The 17,817-nt window shown below is 67.9% G+C and carries 13 protein-coding genes; 11 read left to right on the top strand and 2 right to left on the bottom strand.

What is annotated here, in order from left to right; all coding sequences use genetic code 11:
- Window positions 1-344: 344 nt before the first annotated feature.
- Both NET03_RS04900 and NET03_RS04895 read right to left on the bottom strand, forming a co-directional pair.
- A complete protein-coding gene (locus tag NET03_RS04900; RefSeq protein ID WP_252127778.1) occupies window positions 345-2,426 on the bottom strand; it encodes a choice-of-anchor Q domain-containing protein in 2,082 nt (693 codons plus the stop codon).
- Between the two features lie 11 nt (window positions 2,427-2,437).
- Window positions 2,438-2,671 carry a hypothetical protein gene (locus NET03_RS04895; RefSeq protein ID WP_252127777.1) on the bottom strand — a complete coding sequence of 78 codons (234 nt, stop codon included), beginning with the start codon at window positions 2,669-2,671 and terminating at the stop codon, window positions 2,438-2,440.
- A gap of 1,016 nt (window positions 2,672-3,687) precedes the next feature.
- Between NET03_RS04895 and NET03_RS04890 the strand changes: the two genes are divergently transcribed.
- From NET03_RS04890 to NET03_RS04840, 11 genes are all read left to right on the top strand, one after another.
- Window positions 3,688-5,178, top strand: a complete 1,491-nt coding sequence (locus tag NET03_RS04890) for a helix-turn-helix transcriptional regulator (RefSeq protein WP_252127776.1) — start codon at window positions 3,688-3,690, stop codon at window positions 5,176-5,178.
- Window positions 5,179-5,366: 188 nt separating this feature from the next.
- Window positions 5,367-5,525 carry a hypothetical protein gene (locus NET03_RS04885; RefSeq protein WP_252127775.1) on the top strand — a complete coding sequence of 53 codons (159 nt, stop codon included), beginning with the start codon at window positions 5,367-5,369 and terminating at the stop codon, window positions 5,523-5,525.
- A gap of 1,170 nt (window positions 5,526-6,695) precedes the next feature.
- Window positions 6,696-7,253, top strand: coding sequence for a hypothetical protein (locus NET03_RS04880; protein ID WP_252127774.1), 558 nt, complete (start codon window positions 6,696-6,698; stop codon window positions 7,251-7,253).
- Between the two features lie 294 nt (window positions 7,254-7,547).
- On the top strand, window positions 7,548-8,804 hold the full coding sequence (locus tag NET03_RS04875) for an N-acetylmuramoyl-L-alanine amidase (protein WP_252127773.1): 1,257 nt from the start codon (window positions 7,548-7,550) through the stop codon (window positions 8,802-8,804).
- The gene (locus NET03_RS04870) at window positions 8,801-9,181 is read left to right on the top strand and encodes a hypothetical protein (protein ID WP_252127772.1); all 381 of its coding nucleotides are present in this window, start codon (window positions 8,801-8,803) and stop codon (window positions 9,179-9,181) included. The genes NET03_RS04875 and NET03_RS04870 overlap by 4 nt, the downstream gene beginning before the upstream one ends.
- Window positions 9,182-9,726: 545 nt before the next feature.
- Window positions 9,727-9,951, top strand: coding sequence for a hypothetical protein (locus tag NET03_RS04865; protein ID WP_252127771.1), 225 nt, complete (start codon window positions 9,727-9,729; stop codon window positions 9,949-9,951).
- Between the two features lie 315 nt (window positions 9,952-10,266).
- Window positions 10,267-10,569, top strand: coding sequence for a hypothetical protein (locus NET03_RS04860; protein ID WP_252127770.1), 303 nt, complete (start codon window positions 10,267-10,269; stop codon window positions 10,567-10,569).
- On the top strand, window positions 10,566-12,065 hold the full coding sequence (locus NET03_RS04855; protein WP_252127769.1) for a phage terminase large subunit family protein: 1,500 nt from the start codon (window positions 10,566-10,568) through the stop codon (window positions 12,063-12,065). Before NET03_RS04860 ends, NET03_RS04855 begins: the two co-directional genes overlap by 4 nt.
- 602 nt (window positions 12,066-12,667) lie before the next feature.
- On the top strand, window positions 12,668-13,951 hold the full coding sequence (locus tag NET03_RS04850; RefSeq protein ID WP_252127768.1) for a phage portal protein: 1,284 nt from the start codon (window positions 12,668-12,670) through the stop codon (window positions 13,949-13,951).
- A 483-nt stretch (window positions 13,952-14,434) separates the two neighbouring features.
- Complete coding sequence (locus NET03_RS04845; protein ID WP_252127767.1) at window positions 14,435-14,986, top strand: hypothetical protein; 552 nt, start codon at window positions 14,435-14,437, stop codon at window positions 14,984-14,986.
- 1,439 nt (window positions 14,987-16,425) lie between these two features.
- On the top strand, window positions 16,426-17,313 hold the full coding sequence (locus NET03_RS04840) for a major capsid protein (RefSeq protein WP_252127766.1): 888 nt from the start codon (window positions 16,426-16,428) through the stop codon (window positions 17,311-17,313).
- Window positions 17,314-17,817 lie beyond the last annotated feature (504 nt).

Genomic DNA, 17,817 nt, shown 5'->3' with positions numbered 1-17,817 from the left:
GCGGCAAAGGGCAAAGCGCGGTGGTGATGGGGCTGCGGTTGACCTTGTTGGCAGGCAGCGTGTAGGGAGGACATCGTAGGAGGTTCGCACCGGAGGTCGGGTGTGACCCGGACGAGTTGCTGCCGGGCACGATGGAGTGTGAGCTGGGTCTGATGTCTCCGGCGCTGCGGCGGGCATGAGGGGTGCGGCAGCGCGGAGCCACCGGCGTGACGGCAGAGCGAGGGCATCAGAGGCGCAGGGGGGAAAGCCTGGTAGTTGGGTTGCGGTTCTGCAAGGGTACGGGGGAGTGGGAGGGTGCTGCCCCCGCCTCGAGGGAGGCGGGGGCAGAGTTGCGCGTGGGAGGGTTATGGGCGGAAGCGGGGGATACGGACAGTGCGCTGGTTGTTGCGCTCGTTCCGTTCGGGGATGGAGTTGTCTGGGTCAACGATGAGGATGAGGAAGCGTGCGGAGGGGTCTTGAGGCAAGGTGAGGGACTGGGAGAGCGTTTGGCTGGAGCGGCCATCGAGGGCGGGGGCTGGGAGGGTAGCGAGGAGCGTAGTGGTACCGCGGCGGGGATGGTCAGTGACAAGGACTCGGATGGTCGTGGCGGGGGCCGGGTCGCGGCCGAGGTTGCGAAGGACGAAGTTCAGTTGGAGAGTGTCTGGCGCGGGGCGGGAGAGGCGAATGCGTTGCAGGGTAAGCTCGACGCGGCCGGGTGTTGGGGTGGGGGTGGGCTGGGAAGAGGCGACCTCGACAGCGCCGGCATCGCACGGAGTGTTTGCGGGGTTCGGGCGCTGTTGGCCGCGCTGGTCGGTGGTGACAGGAGTGTTGTTCCAGTCGGTGCACTGGCCGGACGGGACGGCGTCGATGGCGGGGGAGCCGGTGAGGAGCGCATGGGTGAGGGTGGGGCCGCCGTTATTGGCCAGGTTGCCGAGGGTGGAGCGGAGGGTCGGAATGACGGAGGCACCAGTGCAGGTGGCATCGTCAGCCAGGACGGCGCCTCCGGCAGTGAGGGTGACTTGGGCAAGAGAGCCGCACTCGTTGACTTGGGGGTTAGCAAGGATCGTGTTGCGCAGCCGCAGCTGTCCGCGGTCCGATTGGTAATGAGCTGCGAGGGCGGGGCTGCCGGTCTGGTCGGCGAGCGTCACGAAGGCGAGGTCCACCTGCACATTGGTAGCTATGCCGATTCCGATAGCGGAACCTGAGCCCGTGGTAGCGGTGCTGTTGCCGGAGAGGGTGGAGTTGGTGAGCCGGAGTACCGTGGTTCCTCCGAGATAGAATGCCCCGCCCGAGTCATCTGCCTGATTCTGACTGAAGGTGGAGCCAGAAACAGTCAGGTTGGCTGCATACGCGAAGATGGCACCGCCGTACTCTGGTGCCGTGTTCTGCGTGAAAGTGGAGTCGGAGATGGTCACCGTGGCGTCTTCCCCTGCGTAGATCGCACCGCCGCCCCAATACCACTGGTTTAATGCTTGATTCAGACTGAAGGTGGAGTTGGAGATGGTGACCGTGGCGCTACCAATGTAGGCGTCTGAGGAGATCGCGCCGCCCACGTTGGCCGTGTTCTGTGTGAAAGTGGAGTTGGAGATGGTGAACGTGGCGCTACCATAGTGGCCCAAAGCGGCGATCGCACCGCCCTCCGCGTTAGCCGTGTTCTGTGTGAAAGTGGAGTTGGAGATGTTGACATCAGCGTCGCCAAAATAAGTGGCGATCGCGCCGCCCTCGCCGGCCGAGTTCTGTGTGAAAGTGGAGTTGGAGATGGTGACCGTGGCGTCGTTTGCGTAGATCGCACCTCCATATTCATCTGCTTGATTGGAGGAGAAGGTGGAGTTGGAGATGGTGACCGTGGCGTTAGAAGCCCAGATTGCGCCGCCGTTGGTTACTGGCGCGCTGTTCCCCTGCAAGACGGCGGACTGCACCGTGAGCGTGCCGTTATTTTGCACCTGAATCGGCCCTGTGGACGCGCCAGTGAAACGCTGCAGTGTCAGGTTTTCGAGGGTCAGTTGCCCGCCGTCGACGTCGAAGAGCGTGAGGCCGTCGACGTTCGCCGAGCCGTCCAGGATAGTCGAGGCGGCCCCGGCGCCGACCAGGCGGAGTGGTCCGGTGGTGGCGTTCACCAGTGGGGTCCATCCCTCGGGCATGCTCGCGGGGAAGGAGTAGGTCCCCGCGGGGAGTTGGATGACGTCAACCTGGTTTTGCTCACCGTCCGGGCAATCGGCGTGGGTCGGCTCGTTGTTGGCCGCGTTGATTAACGCTTCCAGGAGCGAGCACTGGTTGTCGTTGGGGTTCACATCGACCACCCACGCGGCGACGTTAAAGGTTGCCGCCTGGGTGGGGAAGGAGAGGGTGGCAACGGCGCTGAGGACCAGAGCGAGGGTGAGGAGCCAGCGCACGGTGGCACGCCGGAGGGTGGGGAGACTGTCCTGACGGGTCGAGTTCCGCATCATACACCTCCCGATTACACCAACACGGCAAAGCACAATGACCGGTCGTTCCAGCTGCGCGCCACGCTGCTGTCGAGGTTGGCGGTGAACCGTCCGCCGTGCGCACGCGGGTGCTGGATCTGTGGCCCGACGAAGGCGACGAAGCACGCGTTACTGTCCCCCTTTCCGTCGTCACTGCCGCTGTGCGCCGCCATGGTGGCTGGGGCGACCGGTGAGGGCTGACCTTCGCTCCGCGGCGGTGTTTTCACCCCCTTTCCCCACCCGCTACTAACGACCGACTCGTGGGCCCGGCAGAGCCGGGAGCGGCTGGTGAGCGGCGTCCAAAGCGGTCTCCTGCCGTGCCGGCCGACTGCACTGCTCCTCGGGTCCTGGCGGCCGCTACGGGGATGCACAGCCACCCGCTGACGCCGCGCAACGGTGTTGACCCGCGCGGTGGCAGGCCCTCTCCAGAGAACGGCGCCATTGCTCTCTCCCAGCGTAGTGGCAAGTTCGGGCGAATGGTATCCGCCGTGTGACGGACATCGGGGGAGGGGAGGCGGGTGCGGTGGGCCCCAGGGGTGGTGGGACTGTCCGTCGCATGACCGACAGGGGGAGAAGTGGGACGTGTGACGGGGTGCGAGGGAGAGGGGGAACAGGTGGGCGTGGGCTGCGCGACGGTGGAGTGTTTTGGGGGAGGTGGGGGGTAGGGAGCAAAGGGAGTGGCTGGGGGACCGAGCGTGGGTGGTCGGGCTGGGCGCAGGGAGCAGCGGAGAGGGCGGGGCGGGAGCTTAGCGGGGGACGGGGCCGGGAACGGAGGCGAGTGCCGGAGCGACGGTGTGAGGGTGGGAGTTGGTCGGTCGCAGAGTGCCGGGTGTGCGGCCAGCGGTGCCGGTGGGAGGACAGGGGAGGTGGTCGGCATGGAGGCACCGTGTCCGGCTTGGTGGGCCACCTGTGGCCTCGAGGGCTCTGGATCAGCACGGTGAGGAGGCGAGCGGCCCCGAGGAAGAGGGTAGCACTGCTGGACCCTGGGTGAGAGGCTGGTGTGAAGAGCGGTGCGCTGTGTCTGGCGTCGTGGGAAACTGCGGGGGCACAGGAGTAATGCCTCGTGCGTACGGAGGAGCAGGTTGCACCGACCGTTCTGGCCTGTGGGCCAGCGCCGGTCGCGTGGCGGTTGGCGACGATTGGTCGGGGTGCGACTGCTGGCGTATACTCGGGGGTGGCCCGGCTTCCCTGCTGTATTGTTCGGAGACAGTGTTCGGTCGCTTTGGGATGAGCGGTCCCGGGCATGACCGACGGCGGAGAGCAAGACGGGATGGGGCCGGGCGAGTTCCGTCCGGTGGTGCGCACTGGGGTTGCCGTGGCGCTGCCGATGAGCTGGATCCTCCTGGTGCCGCTTGGCCCGGTCGGGCAGCATCTGGCGGGGCCGGGGACGAGTACCGGGGTTGCGCTGGCGCACGGTGCGGGGCTCGTTGTGGTGGGGCTGATAGCACGCCGTCAGCTGGTTGCCGTGGCGCGCTGGGGTGGGTTACCCGTGGCGGCGGTGAGCCTGCTTGGTGTGGGGCTCAGTGGTCGAGCAGCGCTCTTCACGCTGCTGCTTGGTGGGGTCCTGGTGGCCCTCCCGGTGGCGGCAGCAGGATGGGAGCTGGGGCGGCTTGAGGGGAGACGCCGGGCGTGGGCGGTGGCGCTGGGCGCGGCGCTGGCCAATCTGCCGCTGCTCCTCCTGGACGCTACCACGCCGGGGTCGCTGCTGCGGGTGGCTGGTGGATTGGCGGGACTCTTGGTTGCTGGGCAGGGAGTGCTGGTGCGGCCGGGTCCGCTGCCGGTCTCGTGGCCTGGGTTGCGGTCGCTCGTGGCCGTTGGGGCCTGTTATCTGGCTGGCGGTCTGACCTATGGGATGTTGCTGCCCGGTCTGGGTGGCGGAGGGGTGGGGGTCGTGCCGTATCTGCTCCTGCTGCCATTGGCCGCAGTACTGGCGGGGTTGGGGCAGGCTGGACCGGCCGTGCGAGCTGGGCTGTTTCTCCTGGCGCTGTCGCTGGTGGGATGGGTCGTGGGTCGGGGCGCGGCGCTGGTTGCTGCCACGGCAGTCGGCTGCTGGGCATTCCTGGATGTCGGGTGGTGGACGCGGTTGGGGGAGGAGCGTGGCTGGGGGCGGGCGTATCCCGTGGGGCTTGGGGTCATGGTGCTCGCGCTCGGCCTGGGCATTCCTCTGACGACGGCGAGTGAGGGGCTGGTGCCGACGATTGGCGGCCCGCTGGTGGCGATGCTGGGGCTGCTCGGCGCTGCGCTGCTGGTGCCGAGTGATCCAGCGAGCCTGGTTGTGCGGGAGGAACAGCGCATGGCCCGACAGGTGGCGCTCGACGAGCTCGATCCACCGGGCCCGGGCCGACTGGAGGAGAGCGCTGGCCTGACACCACAGGGGCAGAAGGCGATGCCTCCGGGAGCTCCTGGAGTGTCTGGCCAGGGTGTTCTCGGCGGAGCCGGGGCAGGACTTGGGGACGACCGAGTCGGGGCAGCCACCACCGACGTGCCGCTGCTGCCGGTGGATCTGCGGCAGCGGCTGGTAGTGCAGTACCGGTTATCGCGGCGCGAGGCCGACGTCCTGGAGCTGGCACTGCAGGGACTGACCAACAAGGAGATTGCTCTCCAGCTTGGGGTGCGGATCGGGACGGTACGGACACACCTGGAGCGGGCCTACCGGAAGCTTGGGGTAGCCAGCCGTGTGGAAGCGGCTTGGCTTGTCCTCTCGGGGAATGCGGACCAGGAAGACACGGGCTAACGGACCGACGCGAACGGCTGGGTAGCACGCTGCACTGGACCGAAGATGGGGAGAGAGGTGGTGCACCCGCGCTGGGAGGCACGAGTGCAGCGCCCCGTTGTTCGCTCGTTGAGGGGGAGTGTGTCGGTCGAGGGCAAGCGAGGAGCGCAGGATGTCACTGGATTTCGCTTCTCCCATGGGCGGACTCGGTGCTGTTTGAGTCGTGCACGACGCCTTGCGGCAAGATGGACGGAGTGGTGCATGGCCTGGTGTGGGGTGATCGCGGCAACGGTATTGACATCCTGTCCATCGCCGATGCAGGCCGGGCGGCCGAGGACGGCGCCTGCCGGGGTGTTGGCAGCACGTGACAGCCGGGCGAGAGACAGGCGATGGGGCGGCAACGCGGTGGACGGGCACCTCCAGGGTTTCAGGTGGCAGCGTTGCTGCGCCGAGAGAATGCGGGCGTACGGTGGGTGCCCAAACACCCGTCAGGGTTTCTGCCGACCAGACGGTAACGTCCAGCAGCACGCGCGTCACACTCGGGGCGGCAGGTCACCCGGCTGTGGAGCACCGGTGGGGTGCTCCACCGTGAAGCGCTGCCGTGCGTGGTGGGGGAAGCGGGCGTTGCGCCGGCCACCATCCCGATTGCTAAAGGGCTGACGGGCGCCGTGAAAGGCGTTGCGATATGATCGGGAAAGCGCGGTTGAGGAACCCGGGAATTTGCAATGTCCGCCGCCGCGTGGGGGACGCCGGATGCTGCCCGCCTGTGGCGTGCCGCGGTCATCACGCGTGGAGCGGGAGTGTACCTTGGGGCCGGGGCGTGCGGGAACGGCAGGGAGCAGACGCGCTGGCCTGGTCGCCGGCGGACTGCAGCGACTGCGCCGCTGCTGGGACGGAAGCTGTGTCCTGCCAAGAGGACACGTGCGGCTGCACCGTGCCCGGGGAAGCGCGTCAGCGAGCTCACTCGTTGCACTGATCAGGCCCTGCCGGGGCGTGCGCGGTGTGCCCGCCGCCAACCTCTGTCCGGCCAGGTGCGCTGCACGTTTGCCAGCTCCCTCATCCCGGCCCCGGATCCGTTCCCGCCCATCCGGTCCCGTCGTGTCCGCCTCCACCACTCGGCGAACTCCCTTGGGAGGCGCCGTCGAATGCTCCCCGGGGCGGACTGCCTGGCTCTGGGTTGCTGGATCATCCTCGCAGTCTGTGGTGGACCCGTCGCACGGGCGAGCTTCACGTTCACCCGGTGCTGCTCCTGCTGATGGGATGGCCGCAGCAGGGCATGCACGGAGCTCGCTGCGCTCTCGCACCGCTCCCGGTCCGCTCGGGGCCGGGATCTCCCGTGGGTCCAGTGTCCGCGGCTGAGCGTTCACACCACCCCCTGTCCGCTTTTGCCTCGCTTCTGCTGTGTCTTTTTTATGGAGGCACCTTTCTGGAGGACTCCCGGCAGCACGGCGGGCTTCACCCGGGCGCGTGGCGCGGCTGTATGCCCCCGTTGCGCTCACGGGGCATCGGCCAATGGAGGGTGGGAAGGAGACGGTGGTATGACCCAAGAGGCCATGCGGGACAACGGTGGACTGGAGACCGCGGAGGTGGAGAGCCGGGGAGACGTCGTGAACGTCGAGCCGGGGAGGGACGCTGACGAGAGGCCACGGACGGGCGAGGATGTCCTGGGGCAGGGGTCGGGATTGGCCGGACGAGCGGGCGTGCACCAAGAGGGGACGCCGGCGCGTGGGGAGCCAGCAGCGCTGGGGGAGTCTCGCACTACCCGGGAAGAGGGCGCCCTGACAGGGGACCCGGTGACAGGCGGCATTCCTGACAGCGCGGCACCGTTGACGGCGAGCGTGCCGCTGGACCTGTTGCGGTCGCTTGTGTTGCGGGCGTATCCGGAGGCGCTCCCGGAGCTGGTGCAGGGGGAGACGCTGGAGGCGCTTGTTGCGAGTGCAGAGCGCGCGGTGGAGCTGCGGCAGCGGCTCCTTGCAGAGGCCAACGCTGGGACACCGGTCGCGGCAGGCGCACCACGGCGGGTCGAGGGGGAAGCGGTGGCTCGCCTTTCGCCCCTCGAGAAAATCCGGCACGCGATTGCCGGGCGGGGGAGCTGAGGGTCTGGGGGTCACGAGCTCTGGATGCCGCGTGGCGTGACGACACAGAGCGATGTCCGCACAGTCATGCCGGTCCTGCCCCCAGCCGTGGGGCCCCGATGACCGGGGCTGCGTGATTCGTGGGTGTTCGTGCATCCCGCGGTGGGGTGGCCAGCGGCCGCTTGCCGAGCTCGCTCCGGCGGGCAGACGACCACTCGGTCTGGCGCGCCGGGTCAGTGACGCGGCAGCATCGCTTTGGACGACGATACGGCTGGGTGTGCCGTCGGCAGTGTGCTGCGAGGGAGAGGGGTTGTGATGGGTGGGGAACTGTGTGTGGTCGGAGTCCTGCCGCGGATCAGCCGGGAGCGGTTCGCAGCGGTGCTCGCGGCGGCAGGCTCTCCCGCTGCCAGTGAGGCAGACGCTTGCTGGGCCGCGGTGGCGAGCGAGGGTGTGGATCCGCTCTTTGCGCTCGCGATCTTCCACCACGAGTCGCGCTTTGGCACGGTGGGGCTGGTGCCGAGGTATGACCTCAAGAATCCCGGTGCCACCCGCACCAGCCGCACCGGCGAGGGGGATGCAGTCTCGGTGCCCGGGCGCGGGCAGTTTTGGCGGTACCCGACCTGGGAAGCAGGCTTCCGCGACCTGGCCCGGCGGCTCGTTGATCCCGGCTTTGTCTATCGTCGGCAGGGAGCGGAGATAGTGGAGGCGATCGTCCCGCGGTGGGCGCCGGCCGCTGACGGGAATGATCCCGCAGCCTATACGGCAGCACTGCGTGCGTTCGTGACCCGGCACGCGGAGGAACCGCTTCCTGGCATCTCGCTCCGCATCGACTGGGTGGCGCGGGGACGAGGCAATCGGCCGGGGCTGGCGCTGCGGCCGGAGTGGATCACGATCCATGAGACGGCCAACGAAGCGCCGGGGGCTGATGCCGAGGCGCATCGGCGCTTCGTCCATGCGGGGGGCGGCCGGGAAGGGGTGAGTTTCCACTTTGTGGTTGATGACCGGGAGGTGGTGCAGTTGCTCCCCACCACCGAGATCGGTTGGCATGCGGGGGACGGCCCGAACGGGCCGGGAAACAGAAGCTCGCTGGCCATTGAACTCTGTGTGCACGCTGGCTCCGACTGGCAGCGGACGCAAGAGCATGGTGCCCAGCTGGCCGCGGTGCTCTGCCAGGCCTTCCAGCTCGGCCCCGAGCGGGTGGTGCCGCACCAGCGCTGGAGCGGGAAGCGGTGTCCACGGCGGCTCTTGGCCAGCGGCTTTGCTGGGTTTCAGCAGCGGGTGGCAGCGCTCTTGGCAGTGCGCGCGGGGCGCTTTTTCCCAGAGACGGGGCAGTGGGTACGGGGCGATTTCTTGACGTTCTGTGAGCAGCGTGGCGGATTGGAACTCTTTGGGTATCCCCTGAGTAGCGAGCAGAGAGAGCAGTGTGAGGACGGGCACGAACACCTGGTGCAGTGGTTTGAGCGTGCCTGCTTGGAGCGGCACGACGAATTGCCGCCGGGGCAGCAGGTGTTGTTGCGGCGGCTCGGTGCCGAGCTTTTGGCCCGACGGCGCGCGGAGGGAGGTGATGGGTGAGCGAGTCGGTGGGCGCGCGTCGCCGCACCCGACGCACTGCGAGCCAACGCCGCACAGTGCCCGAGTCGCAGGAAGTGGAAGTACCGGTCGAGCGAGCCGAGTTGGCGGAGCGGATCTTGGCTCTGTTACGGGCGGAGGCGGCAACCGACGACCTCGAACGAGAGATCGAGGCACTGCGTCAGGTGTTAGGTGAGGTGCTGCTGGCCGAGCCGGATCCGCGCCGCCTGGTGAGCCATGTGGCGCGGCTCATCGACGTGGAGGTGCGGGCACTGCGGGCCCAACGGCTGTTGGCTGGTCGGAAGGCGGATGATCTGGCTGGTGCATTGACCCAACTGCTGGTGGAGCTCGGGCTCGGGGAGGGCGAGGGCGGGCGGTGAGCATGACGGGGCATGACATCCGGATGGGGCGGGGGATGAACTACGTCCGGGTTGGAAACCCGGGTGGCGGGGGAGTGCAATGGCCCGGGGGTGAAATCCCGGGTTGTATTCCCGAAGCCCCCGTGGACGGGAACTGACGAGAGACGGCGTGTACCGGGTTGGGGGTTGTTCACGGCCGGGCGCATCACCCGGTCGTATGCGGTCGCAGCAGTGCACCGACCGATCATGGTCGGGCGCATGAACCGGCTGGTCACGGTGGGGCCGGATCAACCAGTCGTTCTTCGCCGCCCGAATCCCTGTGCCAAACGCGGCCGGGCAGACGAATCGGCCGGTAACGGCCGGGCGAGGTAGAGGCGCCAGCAGCGCGCAGTTGAGCGCGGTCCCGCCGGTGGTGCCGTTCACGGTTCGGCACGGTGATGGTAGGCGCGGGCGGCCACCGTGGTCAGGCGGTGTGCGGGCGGCGAACATGGAGCTCGATGGGGTTGCGGTGGTGTCCGGGCCGCTGGTTCGGCGTGGTGCGCACGCGATGCGCGAGGAGCGGGGTGATGGAGGGAGGACCGACCGGGATCGACCAGCTCCGGCGGGTCGTGAGCGGCCGCCGTGAGCAGCCGCTGCCTGATCGGCCCCAGACTGCCTATGAGCTCGTCACCCGTCAGATGGTCGAGCAGTTGGCCCGCGATGTTGCCGACGTCAAGCGGCGGCTGGACCAACTGTTCACGACCGTCGTGGGGGCGGTAGTGTTGGAGCTGCTCCTCCGCTGGTGGCAGTGAGCAGCAGGACGGGCCGTGGCGTCGGGGCGGGCAGCGCATGACATGGAGGAGATGATGCGGTTGTGCGCGGTGCGTGATGCGCGGTGCTTCCTGCCGATGGTGCCCTGAGAAGAACCCGACGGTGACCGACCGCGCTGGGGCGGTGGAGCAAGAGTTGTGCGTTGGCGCGGCACGGTGGGCGGCCACTCCGGTTTGCACCGCTTCGTCTCTGGGGCAGGCGTTGCACGCGCGTCGCCCTGCGGGTTGTTGCTGTCGGCGGTATCGGGCTGCTGTGGTGACACGGTGGACGGTGCAGGAGGATGGGAAGGGGGTGCGATGACCGAACCGTTCTTCACCGAGACGCTGCTGGTAGCGGGTGTCCCTGCGGTGGTGCTGGTGCCACTCGTCGTCGAGGCGGCAAAGCGGGTCGGGTTGCCCACCCGGTATGCGCCGCTTGCGACGTTGGTGGCGGCCGGGCTGGTGGCCGGTGCAGCGGAAGCGCTGCCATTCATGCCGGTTCTTGAGCCGGTGGTGCGCTGGGCTGTGGCGACGCTTCTCCTGGGACTGGGTGCGACTGGGGCGTATGAGACGACGCGATTTCTCCGGCGCGAGTTCGCCGCTCCGTCAGGACAGGGATGACCGTTGCCCAGCACGTTCTGCGTTGCCTTCTGGCTGATCCGGTCGCGTTCTCGCACCAGCTCCTGCCGGAGCGTGCCCTCCGTGCCTACCAAGTTGGGCCGGTAGTGGCTACGGCGGCGATGGTTGTGGGCCGGGCGCGGGGGGACCGTGCGGTACCGCACGCGCAGGTGTGGCTGTTCAGCCGGCAGTCGGGGAAGGACGAGGCGTTGGCGCAGCTCTTGGCTTGGCTGCTGCTCCGCTATCATCGCCGCGGGGGTGAGATTGTGGTGGCACTCCCTTCGTGGCGGCCGCAAGGTGTCGTGGCACGGGAACGCTTGCGGGCGGTCCTCACCTCGCCGCGGCTGGCAGCACTCCTGACAGCGCTCGAGCTCATGCCTCAGGTCAGTGGCAGCAGCGTGACCTTGGGACGCGCCGTCGTGCGCTATGTCTCTGCTGGACCGAGCGCGAACGTCCGAGGCCTGACTGCATCGCTCCTCTTGGTGGCCAACGAGGCGCAGGATATCCGGCCGGACCGGTGGGATAGCGCCTTTGCTCCGATGGCCGCCTCGACCGGCGCTCCCGCCCTCTACCTCGGCACGCCATGGGACGCCGATTCGCTGTTGGCTCGGGAGCTGCGCTATCTCGAGGCGCTCGAACAGGATGACGGGCAGCGGCGTGTCTGGCGCGTCCCCTGGACGGTGGTGGCCGCCACGCTGCCAGCCTACAAGGTCCACGTCGAGGAGCGGATCGCCCAGTTGGGCCCAGGGCATCCATTTATCCGCACTGAGTACTGTTTGGAGGAGTTGGCCGGTCAGGGTCGTCTCTTCCCGCCGGAGCGACTGGCCCTGGTGCGCGGTACTCATGCCGGACTGCTCGCTCCGCGTGCCGGCGAGCGCTACGCGCTGCTGGTCGACGTCGCGGGGGAAGACGAGGCAAGCCAGGAGGAGCTCCGGACCGATCCGACCGTGCGCCGTGATGCGACAGCGTTGACGGTGGTGCGGATCGTCCCCGGTGAGCGGCCGCGCTATGAGGCGGTGTGGCGAGCACGGTGGGTCGGTCTGCGGCAGGTGCGGCAGTACGAGGAGTTGGTGCGACTGGCCCGGGCGTGGCGCGCTGAACGGGTGGTGGTCGATGCCACCGGCATCGGGGCGGGGCTGGCGAGCTTCCTCCGACAGGCCCTCGGCGAGCGGGTGCGACCGATTGTCTTCAGCCCACGGGTGAAGTCAGAACTGGGCTGGGCCTTCATTGGGCTGGTTGAGAGTGGTCGCTACCGTGACTACGCCCTGGATCCGGCGACGCCGCCAGAACTCGCGGCGCTGTCGGAGGCGTTCCTGGCCGAGTTGGCCAGCCTCAAGGGAGTCGTTGCTCCGGGGCCGGGACGACTGCTCCGCTGGTGGGGTGAGCCGCACGATGACCTGGCGGTGAGTGCTGCACTCACGACGTGTCTCGACGACGAGGACTGGCGCCCGCGGGTGGCCCGCGGGCGGGTGGGGAGTGGTCCCGGCCCTCACCCCTAGCCCCGGCACGACCCTCGTCTCCTTGCCCGTGGTTACCACCCTCACCCCCCTCTCCCGCCCGGTTGCCACCCTCACCCCCTTGCCCCCTCTCGCGGTTACCACCCTCACCCCCTTCGCCCCCTCTCGCGGTTACCACCCTCACCCCCTTCGCCCCCTCTCCCGCACATTGCGGGAGAGGGGGTTGGGGGTGAGGGGAGCCGACGGGAGAGGGGGTTGCAGGTGAGGGGAGCCTACGGGAGAGGGGGTTGTGGGTGAGGGGAGCCGACGGGAGCGGTGATGGCGGTGCGGGGAACTGGCAGGAGTAAAGACGGGGGTGAGGAGAGCCTGCAGGAGCGCGGCCGGGAGTGAGCGGGCAACCACCGGAGCGGGGACAGGGGTGGCCCTGCGGGTGAGGGGCTGAGAGTGGTGCCTGCAGATGAGTTTCTGGGCCGGTATCGCGACGACCAGGTTGCGGCGTTGCCTGCTGCCGCTATCCCGGTCGCGCCGGGCGGGCGGGATCGGAATGGCGGGTTGAGAAGGAGTTGCCGGGAGAGGGCGCCGCGGCGGCGGCATCGCGTGCGGCCCTTGCCAGTTGACCGGATCTCCGAAGGAAGGAGACGCTGATGGACCCAGTGCCCCTGGAGCCCACCGCGGCCGATCGGGCCCGTTGGGCGCGCTATCGTGAGTATCTGGCTTTCTGGGAAGGTCGGCAGTGGCCGGATCGACCGCGTCCTGGGGAGACACGCCTGGTCCTGAACTACGCCCGGGCCTTGGTGCGTAAGGTCACCAGTGTCCTGTTCAGTCGACCAGTGCGCTACAGCGTGCCGGAATCGGCGGCGGCAGAGCGCTACCTGGCCCAGCTGGCCGGGGAGAGTGACTGGCATGGGCTTGATTACGCAGCGGCGCTGGATGCTGCGGTGCTGGGGGATGCTGCCTTCAAGGTGACGTGGGATCAGGAACGTCGTCGCCCGCGCGTGACTGCGGTCGATCCGGCACAGCTGGTCGTTGCGTCCCGTCCCGATGACGTGCGTGAGGTGGTGGCGCTCGCGCACGAGTATCCGCTGACGCTGGGCGCGGTGGAGCAGGTGTTTGGGCTCAAGCTCCCGGCGCTGGGTCCGGAAGGGTGGGTGACGGTGCGCGAGGAATGGACGGCCGAGGGCTATCGACTCCTCGTGGGCGGACAGGTCGTCCATGACGGGCCCAATCCCTACGGGTGGATTCCCTACGTGCTCGTGCCCAATTCCCCAATCCCGGGCGACGTCTGGGGAGAAAGCGACCTGGCTGATCTCATCGACATCTGCCGGGAGATCAATCGGCGGATGACCGTCCTTTCACGCATCCTGCAGGTCAGCGGCAACCCGATCGTCGTGCTCGAGAACGTGACGGCCAGCGAGGGGATCCGGGCCGAGGAGGGGGCTATCTGGGAACTGCCCGAGGGCAGCCGTGCCTATCTCCTCGACATGTTGAGTGGCGGTGGCGTCGCGCTCCATCTGGAGTACGTGCGCCTCCTCTTCCAGGTGCTCCATGACCTGGCTGAGGTCCCCCGAGCCGCCTTTGGCGACCACGGGCGGGACCTTTCCGGCGCGGCCTTGGAGTTGGAGCTGCAACCATTAGTCCATAAGGTGGAACGCAAGCGGCGGGCTTGGGAACGAGCACTGCGCCAACGTGCCTGGCGGGTGCTCGACTTGGCCGAGCGTTTTGGTGGTGCCGAGTTTCACGGCGTCCGTGCCGTCGAGCTGGTCTGGGGACCGACGCTCCCCGTGGACGACGAGCGGGCGGCACGTGTCCAGGTGGCCCTGGTGGGAGCTGGCATCCGCTCGCGGCTGACTGCGGCCCGGGAGCTCGGGGCGCTTGACCCGGAGGCGGAGCTCCAGCGCGTCGAGGCGGAGCGTGCCGCCGGTCTGTGAGTTCTGACGGGCAAGTGCAGGACGCAGATGCTCGCCGCGCCATGCACGCGCTGTTGCCCTCTCCTGCGCGTTATGCCATCGCGCTGTGGCAAGCGCTGGTGCGCCAGTTGATCGGCGAGAGCGTGGGTTTGACGTCACAGCCCACGTGCACCATGCACGACACGGGATGCGAATCGTCTGCTGCGCTCTCTGCTTCCGCTTGGAGCTCCAGTGCGATGCTGACCATGCACTCGAGCAGCTCGGGACCGTTTTGCGGGCAGGCGCACTCGATGCTCCTGCGTAGCGCTCCGATGTGGTCCATGGGTGTCCCTGAGTCTTCCAGCATCAGGTGAGACCAGTACCGTTTCCTGGTCTTGCCCTTCCGCTGCGGCTGCCGAAGGTACTGCTGCGGACAGTGTTTTTGCCCAGCCGCGGTGCTGGAAGGCCGCCTAGCTGAGCGGGGGCCACGGTGGACGACCGGTGGTCAGGGAAGGGGTGTGACTAATGACGCTGACGCTGGCTGAGGCCCGGCTGGCGCTCCGTCGCTGGCTCGGTGATCTGGTTCCTCCGACGGCCGTGACCGACGCCGACCTGGATGCAGCACTCGTCACGGCGCTCGCGCAGCTTGATGCTCTGGCTCCACGGCAGGGGACCGTCACGTTGGCCGCAGCCGGTACCGACCAACTCCCGCTGCCCAGTACGGTGCGGCGCGTCTGGGCTGTGCTCGTCAAGGGACGGCCGCTCGATCATTGGGCTGTCTGGAATGGGACGTTGCTGCTGGGTGAGCCAGTCATCGGCACGGTCGAGCTGCGCTGCCACCTTGCCCGGGAGCTCGTCACCCAGCCCGACCAAACCCTGCCGCTGACGGACCCAGCGGAGGAAGCCTATCTCCTCGCCGCAGCCGTTGAGACGCTGCTGACACAGGTGGTCACCGTGCAGGCCCGCCACCAAGGACCGACCGAGCCGCTGATGGCAGCGCTGGCTGCAGTGCGAAGCGCCCGTGAGCGTGCTGGCGCGGCGCTCCCGCGCAGCGTGCGGGTTGTCCGCGTTGGGTGAGCGGGGGATGAGATACGCCGCCCCTGATCGCTAGGCCTCTTGCCCTGGGAGAACATGGGCTGCCGTGGTAGCACTGCAGCGAGTGGATGGCCGGCTGGGCGAGAATGGAGGAGCTGTGCCATAGTGGCGTCGCGTTGACCGCGTGATGTGGTCAACGCGAGAGCGTCATCCGTTCAGCTCCCCTGAGGGTGAACGGATCGTTTGGTCCACAGTCGCGCGCACGGCACATCGCCACGGGGTGGTCGGGCACGCAGTTGGCGGCTCTCGTGACGAGGTCCACCGTGTCGTGTCCTGTCCCCACACGCGACGCCTTGGCAACGGCGATCGGGCGTGTGAAGGGGGCACGTTCCCGTTGGCGCGCGCAGGAGTTCGGCGAAGCCTTCGCCTGGCAGGTCGAATTTGGCGTTCTGTTCGTCAGCGAGCGTGACCTCCCGAGCGTCATTCGCTCTGTATGCGAGCACGGTCGGTGCCATGAGGCAGGCGACCTCAGCGCTCGCGATGACTACGGGTGGTCACTCACCGGCGACTCGAGCGGCCGAGGCAGAAGCGGCTCCTCGGGTTCCTCGCCTGAGCGTTCGTTTACAGGCCTGGTCGGCCTGAGACCCTCCCTGGCATGGTCTGAGCGCTCCTGCGTCGGCCCGCAGCCGTTTGGTCCATGTGTTGCGGTGCGCAGAATGCCAACCCTGTGATGCATTGCAGGGGTCCGTGCCAGCCCAGCCGTGAACGGCCGATTGATGCGCCCAGCCGTATGAACGGCCGGGTTGAAATGAGACGGCGGTACCGATTGGCCACTAGCTCCCGCTCGTGAACGCCTGGGCTGAATCCCGATACTGGCTGAAGTCGGCTCGGATGTGTCCCACCGGGGGTGGGATTCAGCCCCAGGGCACCAGGTTCCACGTTAGTCTCGTCAGGGCGTGGGGAATTCAGGCTGCGGGTTGAAAGTCCGGGTTGCGAACCCGGGGCACGTCAAGCCCTGGGCACATGATGCCGCGGGTCCGCGGTTGCGCCCCGGCCACATTTGCCGGGACCATCATGCACCATCGGACACATCACCGCCACTGGGAGGGGCAATCGACCTGTCGCCCACCACCGGCCCATTCGTGAACGACTGAGCTGAATCGCGGCACCCCCACTGGGGGCGTGGGGAGTACAGCCGGGGGCACCGGGTTGCGCGCGAGCCCCGCCGGGGCGTGGGGAATTCAGACAGCGTTTTGCACCGGGCTGTCAGTGGTGTGCCCGGGCGTCATTGGCAACCGCGGGCGCCAGAGGCTGCATCGCCGGCAATTCCCGCCTTGTGTTGCCTGGGCAGCTGCGGACTGCGGTGCCGTTGCAATCGATCCGGCACTGCACTACTGGCCCGGCGATGGGTCAGGCGTACAGGCGCGTTTTGCTGCGGCAGCGGAAGTCGAGAGCGTTGCTGTCGAGGAAGGAGGAGACCGATGGCACTGACCAAGGCAGAAGCGGCCAAGTTGACCAATGACCTCTTGCTACGTGGGGTGATCGAGACGATCGTCATGGAGTCGCCGGTGCTGCAGCGGCTGCCGTTCATGGAGGTCGTTGGGACCGGGCTGACGTACAACCGCGAAGCGACCCTCCCGGCCGCCGAGTTCTACGATGTCGGTGATACCTGGACAGAATCGACTCCCACGTTTGAGCAGGTCACGACCGGGCTCAAGATCCTCGGTGGGGACGCTGATATCGATCATTTTCTCTTGCAGACCTACCGCGATCCGAACCAGCTCGAGGCGGTGGTGCTGCAGCAGAAGGCGAAGGCAGTGGCCCATGCCTTCCTGCAGGCCTTCTACCGGGGTAACAGCGTGGTCAACCCCAAACAGTTCGATGGGCTGCGCAAGCTCGTGCCGGCCAGCCAGACGATCCAGCCTGGGCCGAACGGCGGCAGCCTCACGCTGGAGCTCCTCGACCAGCTGATCGACCTGGTCAAGCCGGGCAAGCCGGACGCGCTGCTCATGTCCAAGCGTACGCGGCGCAAGCTGGCCCAACTGCGGCGCAGCAGCGGCACGGTGTTGGAAAGCGAAATCGATCAGTTCGGGCAGCGGATTGTCACCTACGATGGTATCCCGGTGCTGGTGGACGACTTTGTGCCGGACGACGAGACGCTGGGGTCGGGGACGAACCTCTCCTCGATCTACGCCGTGAAGTTTGGGCCGAGTGGGCTGATGGGGTTGGAAAACGGCGGAATCACGGTGGAGGAAGTGGGGGCGTTGGAGACCAAGAACGCCCGACGGTGGCGGGTGCGCTGGTACGTGGGGCTAGCGCTCTTCTCGACCGTGGCGGTGGCGCAACTGCAGGGGATCACCGCGAACTAATCGATGGCGGGGTCTCGGCTGCCCGACACCCCGCGGTGTCGTTCCATCTCATGAGCCTACCCTACCCATTGCGCGTCTGATACTCCCTGCTTCGCTCGCCTGCGGGCGCTCCCCAACCCAGCTGCCGAAGGTCACCGCCATCCCGCAACCTCCCTCTCCCGTTGCAACCACCCTCACTCTCCCATTCCCGCTTCCGCAGGCCACCCTCATCCCGCACAGACAGCCCTCACTCCCAACCCGTGGCCCATCTGGCGGGACAGAGGGAACCACCTTTCTTCTGCAGGGACACCCCTCGCGCCCAGCCGCCTCTCCCGGAGAGGCAACCCTCACCCCCAACCCGCGCTCCCGGAGAGACAACCCTCACCCCCCAATCCCCTCTCCCGCAGAGACAACCCTCACCCCCAACCCCCTCTCCCGCAGAGACAACCCTCACCCCCAACCCCCTCTCCCGCTCCGTGCGGGAGAGGGGGCTAAGGGGTGAGGGAAGCCCCCCTCTCCCACTGA

Source organism: Thermomicrobium sp. CFH 73360 (genome assembly GCF_023806465.1).
Classification (GTDB): Bacteria; Chloroflexota; Chloroflexia; order Thermomicrobiales; family Thermomicrobiaceae; genus Thermomicrobium.
The sequence above is the reverse complement of the archived record's forward strand: the minus strand, read 5'-3'. Positions and strand labels throughout refer to the sequence as shown.

Bases quoted from the DNA above. Each gene is read 5' to 3' on its own strand.
- NET03_RS04900 (WP_252127778.1), bottom strand. From the start codon at position 2,426: ATGATGCGGAACTCGACCCGTCAGGACAGTCTCCCCACCCTCCGGCGT.
- NET03_RS04890 (WP_252127776.1), top strand. From the start codon at position 3,688: ATGACCGACGGCGGAGAGCAAGACGGGATGGGGCCGGGCGAGTTCCGT.
- NET03_RS04880 (WP_252127774.1), top strand. From the start codon at position 6,696: ATGACCCAAGAGGCCATGCGGGACAACGGTGGACTGGAGACCGCGGAG.
- NET03_RS04875 (WP_252127773.1), top strand. From the start codon at position 7,548: ATGGGTGGGGAACTGTGTGTGGTCGGAGTCCTGCCGCGGATCAGCCGG.
- NET03_RS04865 (WP_252127771.1), top strand. From the start codon at position 9,727: ATGGAGGGAGGACCGACCGGGATCGACCAGCTCCGGCGGGTCGTGAGC.
- NET03_RS04860 (WP_252127770.1), top strand. From the start codon at position 10,267: ATGACCGAACCGTTCTTCACCGAGACGCTGCTGGTAGCGGGTGTCCCT.
- NET03_RS04855 (WP_252127769.1), top strand. From the start codon at position 10,566: ATGACCGTTGCCCAGCACGTTCTGCGTTGCCTTCTGGCTGATCCGGTC.
- NET03_RS04850 (WP_252127768.1), top strand. From the start codon at position 12,668: ATGGACCCAGTGCCCCTGGAGCCCACCGCGGCCGATCGGGCCCGTTGG.
- NET03_RS04845 (WP_252127767.1), top strand. From the start codon at position 14,435: ATGACGCTGACGCTGGCTGAGGCCCGGCTGGCGCTCCGTCGCTGGCTC.
- NET03_RS04840 (WP_252127766.1), top strand. From the start codon at position 16,426: ATGGCACTGACCAAGGCAGAAGCGGCCAAGTTGACCAATGACCTCTTG.